This window comes from Streptomyces sp. NRRL S-350, assembly GCF_000719705.1.
In the GTDB taxonomy this organism is placed as follows: Bacteria; Actinomycetota; Actinomycetes; order Streptomycetales; family Streptomycetaceae; genus Kitasatospora.
This window is the reverse complement of the sequence record NZ_JOHO01000072.1, coordinates 20,310-27,762: the sequence shown is the minus strand read 5'-3', so window position 1 is coordinate 27,762 and position 7,453 is coordinate 20,310. Positions and strand designations below refer to the sequence as shown.

7 protein-coding genes are annotated in these 7,453 nt (G+C 73.2%); 2 read left to right on the top strand and 5 right to left on the bottom strand.

Annotation, left to right across the window (positions count from 1 at the left end; translation table 11 throughout):
- Together IF30_RS0135495 and IF30_RS0135490 are read right to left on the bottom strand one after the other, a co-directional pair.
- Positions 1-1,020, bottom strand: a 1,020-nt coding sequence (locus tag IF30_RS0135495; protein WP_199807990.1) for a non-reducing end alpha-L-arabinofuranosidase family hydrolase, incomplete at its 3' end; no start/stop codon positions are given.
- Positions 1,021-1,488: 468 nt separating this feature from the next.
- Positions 1,489-2,823: a cation:proton antiporter gene (locus IF30_RS0135490; RefSeq protein WP_063752928.1), complete on the bottom strand. Its 1,335-nt coding sequence runs from the start codon at positions 2,821-2,823 to the stop codon at positions 1,489-1,491.
- A gap of 492 nt (positions 2,824-3,315) precedes the next feature.
- On the opposite strand from IF30_RS0135490, the gene IF30_RS0135485 reads away from it, so the two are divergent.
- Together IF30_RS0135485 and IF30_RS0135480 are read left to right on the top strand one after the other, a co-directional pair.
- On the top strand, positions 3,316-3,693 hold the full coding sequence (locus IF30_RS0135485) for a hypothetical protein (protein WP_051711899.1): 378 nt from the start codon (positions 3,316-3,318) through the stop codon (positions 3,691-3,693).
- Between the two features lie 267 nt (positions 3,694-3,960).
- Complete coding sequence (locus IF30_RS0135480) at positions 3,961-5,136, top strand: magnesium and cobalt transport protein CorA (RefSeq protein ID WP_030246286.1); 1,176 nt, start codon at positions 3,961-3,963, stop codon at positions 5,134-5,136.
- Here IF30_RS0135480 and IF30_RS0135475 read toward each other — a convergent pair.
- The 3 genes from IF30_RS0135475 to IF30_RS0135465 form a co-directional block, all read right to left on the bottom strand.
- A complete protein-coding gene (locus IF30_RS0135475) occupies positions 5,114-5,725 on the bottom strand; it encodes a TetR/AcrR family transcriptional regulator (protein ID WP_051711896.1) in 612 nt (203 codons plus the stop codon). The genes IF30_RS0135480 and IF30_RS0135475 overlap by 23 nt on opposite strands.
- Positions 5,726-5,789: 64 nt before the next feature.
- Positions 5,790-7,208, bottom strand: a complete 1,419-nt coding sequence (locus IF30_RS0135470) for an amidase (protein ID WP_030246282.1) — start codon at positions 7,206-7,208, stop codon at positions 5,790-5,792.
- Positions 7,195-7,419: a hypothetical protein gene (locus IF30_RS0135465; RefSeq protein ID WP_030246279.1), complete on the bottom strand. Its 225-nt coding sequence runs from the start codon at positions 7,417-7,419 to the stop codon at positions 7,195-7,197. Before IF30_RS0135465 ends, IF30_RS0135470 begins: the two co-directional genes overlap by 14 nt.
- Positions 7,420-7,453 lie beyond the last annotated feature (34 nt).

The window sequence follows — 7,453 nt, the reverse complement described above, 5'->3', positions numbered from 1 at the left end:
GAAGTTGCCCGGGAAGTTCCCGATCGGCATGCTCGCCCGGTAGATGCTGCCGTTGTCACCGGCGAAGAACAGGTACATGTTCTGGCCGTCGGCGATCAGGGTCGGGTCGATCGGGCCGCCGGTGGGGAGGCTGCCGGTGAACATCGCCTGCGGCGCGGACCAGCCGTTGGGGTTGGTCGGGTCGCTGGACGTGCGGTAGGCGAAGGCCCAGGGGGTGCCCCACCCCAGGGAGGCCAGCACCCAGATGTTCTTGGGTGCGAAGTAGAACAGTTGGGGTGCCACCGCGGACTGGGGCAGGCCGGTCTGCCCGGCGGACGCCATGTCCGACCAGTTCGTGAAGGGGCTGAACGCCATCGTGTTCCACGACGACCCGTCCGAGGTGGTCGCGTAGACCAGGTGCTTGCCGTTGTACACCGTGTCGGTGAAGTCCTTCAGCGCGACCCACCCGTTCGACGGCTGCGCCAGCGCGCCCGTCGACGTCCACCGGTACGTGGACGGAAGGGAGCACGTGGCCGACGTCCCGGACAGGCCGGTCCACTTCTGGTTGCTGCCGCCGGTGCACGTCCAGAGCTGCACCGCGGTGCCGTTGGCCGTACCGGCCCCCGAAACGTCCAGGCACAGCCCGGACTCCACACCGACGATCGTGCCGTCGGAGTTCACCCGCCACTGCTGGTTCGCACCGCCGGTGCAGGACCAGATCTGCACCCGGGTACCGGCCGTGTTGGCGTGGCCCGGAACATCCAGGCACTTGTTGCCGTAGACCGTCAGCTGGTTGCCGTCCGTCAACGTCCACTGCTGGTTGGTCCCGCCGGTGCAGTCCCAGATCTGCAGGAGCGAGCCGTCGCTCTGGCTGGCGCCCGGGACGTCGAGGCACCGGCCGGAGCCCGTACCGCGCAGGGCGCCGCTGGTGGCGGCCTGCGCCGGGTTGGCGACGAGCATCGCCGCCAGCGCCACCACGGTCGCGAGGATGGCGGTGATCACCACCGGCAGAGGTCTGCGGCTGGAATTCCGTCCGGGCATTGAGATCTCCTCAGGGAGCTGTCACACAGCATTGTTATCGTTAACACGTGCGTCGCCTGACGGCGCGCGCCAGGAGTTACGATCGGCTGGCGAGGAGTCCTCGCCGCCTCTGCCTGTCGGACCTCAAGAGTCCTGTTTCTGTGCTGACTTGCGCGTTCGCCCGCCCGCGCCGCGGTGGGGCCCGTCGGACCGCCGTTGTGGCACGGGGTCGTGCCCGCAGTTCGCCGGGTATGTTAGCGCTAACAATCCAGGCGCGAAGTAAAGCCTCCTGATGGGGAGGTGGATCAGCTTCGGGGTGTGAGCGGAGTCAATACCCGCCCACCCCGGCACGTCAAGACGGCTGCAACGACTTTCGTGATCTCCGGCGGCGCAGGCCCTCGCCAGGCCCGCGGGACGCGAGCGTGCGCGCGCCGGGCGAGGCGCCACCCGCCCCGGGGAGGCCGCCTGCCCCGGCCGCGTTCAGGCAGCTCACTCGCGCTGCGGGTCGGCCGAGGGGTGACTGCCCACGCCGCTCCCGGTGTCCCGGCCAACCACTGCCTGCCCGGCGCTCCCGACTTCCGCCGTGCTCCCCGGGCGGGCCCGGGGCTTGCCGCGCAGTGCGCGGGCGATGGCCAGCGAACCGCCGCCGTGCAGCAGGATGCTGCCGAGCACGACGACGACCATGGCGTCGAGGGCGGTGTTGGCGCCCGTCCCGTCCGGGAGGGCGTTGAAGGCGAGCAGGCCGAAGACGATCGAGGTGGTGCCGCGCGGCCCGAGCGCGCCGACCATCAGCCGCTCGCGCCGGCTGAGCCGGGAGCCGAGCAGGGACAGCAGGACCGGCACGATCCGCAGCACGGTGAGCGCGGCCGCGCACAGCACCAGCACCGGCCAGTCGAGGCCGACGACGAACGTGAGCACCACCGCGTTGCCGAAGAAGAACCACATGACCATGGTCATCATGGCGCTGGTGTCCTCGAGCAGCTGGAAGTCCGAGCCGGCCGGCGCGGGGGCGCCGTGCCGCTGCGGGGCCCGCCGCACGTACCGGAAGGCGACACCGGCGACGAACGAGGCGACGAAGCCGTTGCCGTGCACCGCGGTGGTCACGGTGTAGGCCAGCAGCGGCACGATCAGCACCAGGATCCGGCGGGACTGGTCGGTCATCCACGGCGCGCGCTGGGCGAGGTTCATCAGCCAGGCGAGCAGCGCGCCGATCAGCGCGCCGAGCACGAGCGCCTTGACCGCGAACGGCACGGTCGTGCCCAGCGCCTCCAGCGGCGTGCGCTTCTCGGCCTTCGACCCGGCCAGCACCAGCGCGAACAGGAAGAGCGGCGACACGATGCCGTCGTTGTAGCCGCTCTCCACGTTGAGCACGCTGCGCACCCGTGCCGGGATCCGCCGGTCGCGGACCAGGATCTCGGCCGGGGCGAAGTCGGTCGGGATGATGACGCAGGCGATCAGCAGCAGCACCGCGACCGGCAGTTCGGGCAGCAGCAGTCCGCCGAGCAGGACCGTCGCGCCGAGACTCAGCGGCAGGGCGACCAGCAGCACCCGGGCGGCCGAGCCCGGCTCGCGGCCGAACAGCCGTCCGCCCCGCAGTTCGGTGGCGTCCACGAACAGCAGCACGGCCAGGATGATCTCCGCCACCCGTTGGGCGACCACGGAGTTCAGGGCGGCGGCGATCTCGCTGTGCGTGAACAGGCCGGTGACCACGCCCGCCAGCACCAGCACCAACGGCGCGCGTACGTGCCGGCGCTCCAGCCGCCCGGCGACGAGCGACCAGCCGGCCACCACCGCGGTGATCACGATCAGGACAGGGATCAACAAGGGAACTTCCGCTTCCGAACGGGAACAGGGTGGACACCCCGCCGCCCCACCGGGCAGAGGAGTGTCCGTCGGCCTTCGGTCTCCAGTACATGCCGGGCACGGCCCGGGCGGCCACAGGTACCGCGGTCCGCCGACGCGTGTCGCGGCTGACCGTCCCCCCATCCCACCGGACGGACCGCACCCGGTCACTCCGCCGACCGCCGGGAACACCCCCGCCGACCGGGCGGAACGTCCGTGACGCCGACCGGCCCCGCCGGGTCGGCGGGACCTCCAGCCGGACCGAGGGGACGCACCGGCCGGGTGGCGGGGCCGCTCCGGCCGGGTGCCGGGTGCCGGGTGCCGGCCCGAGCAGTCGGCCCGGCACGCTGACGGTGGCAACGAGGGCCGTCCGCGGCGATCCGGCCGCCGGTGCCCGCCGCACGGCCGGCCCGACCCGCAGCCGCCCCGGCCGCTGCCACCGCCGGCACCAAGGAACCATCAGGGAGTTCTGTCATGACCTGCTTCTTCGACCCCTCGCACGGCACCGGCACCACCGCCGTCCTGTGGTGCCCGCAGTGGGGGGTGCCCCGCCAGGTGCAGACCTGCGGCGGCTGCGCCCATCGCGTCCAGACCACTCCGCCGCCGTTCTACACCCCCGCTCAGAGCGACGGGTACGCACCGGCCACCGGGTACCCGCAGCCGGTCCAGCAGGGCTACCCGCAGCAGGGTCACCCGCAGCAGGGCTACTCGCACGATCCCGGGCAGGACCGGCCCGAGAGCGGCGGCCGCCGGTTCGGCGCCGGGGCGCTCCTCGGCGCGGGCGCCGCCGGCCTGGTGGGCGGCGCGCTCCTCAACGAGGCCTTCAGCGACGACGGCCACTACCACGAGTGACGGCTTCGGCCCGGCCCCAGGCGGCGCAGTGCCGTCCCGCCGACCACCCGCCACCGACCACCCGCCGCCGTCCCGCCGACCACCCGCCACCGGATGGGCAGGGGCGCCCGCGCTGCCACCTGCCGACCGCCACCGCCATCGGCATCGGCAGGACCGTACGGACCGCGCGGCGGGCCGGCCGGCCGGCCCGCCGCCCTGCCCGGGCCACCGTTCCCCGCAGGCGGCGCGGGCGGGGGCGGCGGATACTCTCCCGTGGAGGTTCCTTCCATGTCCGACTGGCGTGCACGCGCGACCCGGGCGAGCAGGCGTCCGTTCACCCGACCGACCTATCCGACCGGCCACGGCAACCCCCACCCGGCGCCCGAGCACTCGATGGACCCCCGGCCCGATCACCACGACGAGCCGTCCGCGATCTCGCTCGAACGTTCGGTGGTCGACGCGGCGGTCTACCGGGACGGCCGCCGGACCGGGACGCCGTCCAGCCTCATGGAGGTCTACCGGGAGCTGCCGGGCAAGCCGGGCACCATGACCTGGATCGGTCTCTACCGCCCGGCCGAGGCCCAACTGCTGGAAGCCGCCGAGCGGTTCGACCTGCACCAGCTCGCCGTCGAGGACGCCATCGTCGCCCATCAGCGCCCGAAACTGGAGCGCTACGGCGACACGCTGTTCGTCGTGCTCCGCGCCGCCCGCTACCTGGACGACGTCGAGGAGGTCGACTTCGGCGAGATCCACCTGTTCGTCGGCCCCGACTTCGTCCTCACGGTGCGCCACTCGCAGGCCCCCGACCTCTCCGCGGTCCGCCGGCGCCTGGAGGCCGACCCGGCCCTGCTCGCGCTCGGCCCGGAGGCGGTGCTCTACGCGGTCCTGGACGCCGTCGTCGACGGCTACGCACCCGTCATCGCGGGCCTGCAGCACGACATCGACGAGATCGAGACCGAGGTCTTCGGCGGCGACCCGCAGGTCTCCCGCCGCATCTACGAACTCTCCCGCGAGGTCATCGAGTTCCAGCGCGCCACCCGCCCCCTCCTCGACATCATGCGGAGCCTGGAGGCGGGCTTCGAGAAGTACGGCACCGACGAGGAACTCCAGCGCTACCTGCGCGACGTCGCCGACCACGCCACCTACGCGGCCGAGCGGGTCGACGGGTTCCGCCAGATGCTGCAGAACATCCTCACCGTCAACGCCACCCTGGTCTCGCAACGGCAGAACGAGGAGATGAAGCAGCTCGCCGAGGCGGGCCACGCCCAGAACAACGAGATCAAGAAGATCTCCTCCTGGGCGGCCATCCTCTTCGCCCCGACCCTGATCGGCACCGTCTACGGCATGAACTTCGAGACCATGCCCGAGCTCAAGTGGGCCTTCGGCTACCCGTTCGCGATCGGCCTGATGGCGTTGGTCTGCACCGGCCTGTACCTGGTCTTCAAGCGCCGTGACTGGCTGTAGCGGGCTCCGCGTCGCCGGCGGCGGATCGTCCGCGGGCGCCGAGGAGGTCGGTCACGAGCCGACGGGCGTACGCGGCGTCGAGCCCGGCCGGCCGGAAGAGGATGCGGTACATCATGGGGGCGACGACGCGGTCCATGGCGGCTTCGACGTCGGGGGTGTCCTCGTCGCGGGCGGTCGCGCGGTCGAGGATGACGTCGAGCTGTTCGGCCGCGTAGGCCGAGCACCGGCCGGCGTTGCTGCCGTCCGGGTCGCCGAGCAGGGCGTCCCGGACGTAGGCGCGGCCCGAGCCGGACGACATCTCGTCGAGGAACTCTTCGGCCCAGGCCGTGAGGTCGGAGCGAAGGTCGCCGTGGTCCTCCGGCTCGCCGTCGGGGCGCAGCCGTTCCACCGCGACGTCCGAGAGCAGTTCTGCCAGGTCGCCCCAGCGGCGGTAGATCGTCGACGGGGTGACGTCGGCGCGCTGGGCGACCAGCGGGACGGTCAGCGCCTCGCGCCCCACCTCCGCCAGGAGCTCACGCACGGCGGAGTGCACCGCTGCCTGGACCCGGGCGCTGCGTCCGCCGGGGCGCACCATCTGTCTGCGACTCATGGCACCACCTTAAAGCACAGTTCTTGCGTTTAGCGGGCCGTCCTGGGCTCGCCGAGGCGGACCGTCACTCTGGGGCGACCGGGGTGGCGGGGGCTGCGAGGGGCGCGAGTACCCGGGCGGGCTGCGTCCGCTCGTAGGCGTGGCCGACCCGCAGCAGCGTCCGCTCGTCGAAGGGGCGCCCGAGCAGCTGCATGCCGATGGGCAAACCCGCCGTGTCGTGGCCGACCGGGACGGACAGGGCGGGCAGTCCGGTGATGTTGGCGGGGGAGGAGAGGCGGACGTAGGCGTCGGACACCTGCTCGGTCGTGCCGTCGGGCCAGGTGGCGGTCTCCTGGCCGACCCGGACCGCGGTCATCGGGACGGCCGGGGCGGCGATCACGTCGACCTCCTCCAGGATGCGGTTCCACTCGCCGCGCATCAGCGTCCGGGCGCGCTGGGCCCGCAGGTAGTCGCCCGCGCCCATCAGCTCGCCGGCCTCCAGGAGGATCCGGACGTCCGCCTGGTACAGCTCGGGGACGGTGCGCAGGGTGCGCTCGTGGTACGCGGTGGCCTCCGGCACCATCAGGCCCCACTGGATGGCCTGGATGTAGCGGGTCATCGGGATGTCGACCTCGACGAGCCGGGTGCCGAGCGCCTCCAGCTGCGCGACGGCTCGGCGGACGGCGGCCGCCACCTCCGCGTCGACGTGGTCGAAGTAGTAGTTGCCCGGCACCCCGACGCGCACGCCCGTCAGGTCCGGCTCCTGCTCGGGCCGGTGGTCGACGGCGGGCCGGTCCACCGAGGCGGGGTCACGGGGGTCGTGGCCGGCGAGGGCGGTGAGGACCAGGGCCGCGTCCTCGACGGTGCGGGTGATCGGGCCGACGTGGTCGAGCGACCAGGACAGCGACGTGATGCCGTGGCGGGGCACCAGCCCGTACGTCGGCTTGAGGCCGACCACGCCGTTCAGGGCGGCGGGCACCCGGATCGAGCCGCCGGTGTCGGTGCCGAGGGCGAAGGTCGCCGCTCCGGCGGCGACCGCGACGGCGGACCCGCCGCTGGAGCCTCCGGCGACCCGGCCGCCGTCCCAGGCGTTGCCGGTCTGCGGAGTGGTCAGGCCGTAGGCGAACTCGTGGGTGTGGGTCTTGCCGACCAGGACCGCGCCGGCGGCCCGCAGCCGGGCGGCGACCGTGCTGTCGGCGGCCGCGCGGTGGCCGGCCCGGACGCGGGAGCTGGCCGTGGTGGGCGTTCCGGCGACGTCGATCAGGTCCTTGAGGCCGGCCGGGACGCCGTGCAGCGGCCCCCGGAACACGCCCCGGGCCGCTTCCCGCTCGGCCTCGCGCGCCGCGCCGCGGGCCTGCTCCGCGGTGACCGCGACGTAGGCCCGGACCTGCGGATCCACCTGCTCGATGCGGTCGAGGACGGAGTCGACCAGCTCGACGGGGGAGAGCCGACGGGCCCGGATCTGCCGCGCGGCGGCGGCGAGGGACAGCTCATACGGCTGCATCGCGCGTCTCCTGTCCCGCGTGGTAGGCGCCGGCGGGCGGGGTGTCCCCGAGGTCCAGCTCGCGCAGCACCGAGACGACGGAGTGGATGTGGTTGGCGGTGGCCGCGACCGCGGTGTGGCGGTCGCCGGGGAGCCGGAGTCCGGCCCGGGCGGCCCAGCGGGCGGCCTCGGGGGGCGTGAGGTCGGTGGGCGCGACTTCGCCGGACGTGATTTCGCCGGACGTGATTTCGCCGGACGTGATTTCG

Bases quoted from the DNA above. Each gene is read 5' to 3' on its own strand.
- IF30_RS0135485 (WP_051711899.1), top strand. From the start codon at position 3,316: ATGACCTGCTTCTTCGACCCCTCGCACGGCACCGGCACCACCGCCGTC.
- IF30_RS0135480 (WP_030246286.1), top strand. From the start codon at position 3,961: ATGTCCGACTGGCGTGCACGCGCGACCCGGGCGAGCAGGCGTCCGTTC.
- IF30_RS0135475 (WP_051711896.1), bottom strand. From the start codon at position 5,725: ATGAGTCGCAGACAGATGGTGCGCCCCGGCGGACGCAGCGCCCGGGTC.
- IF30_RS0135470 (WP_030246282.1), bottom strand. From the start codon at position 7,208: ATGCAGCCGTATGAGCTGTCCCTCGCCGCCGCCGCGCGGCAGATCCGG.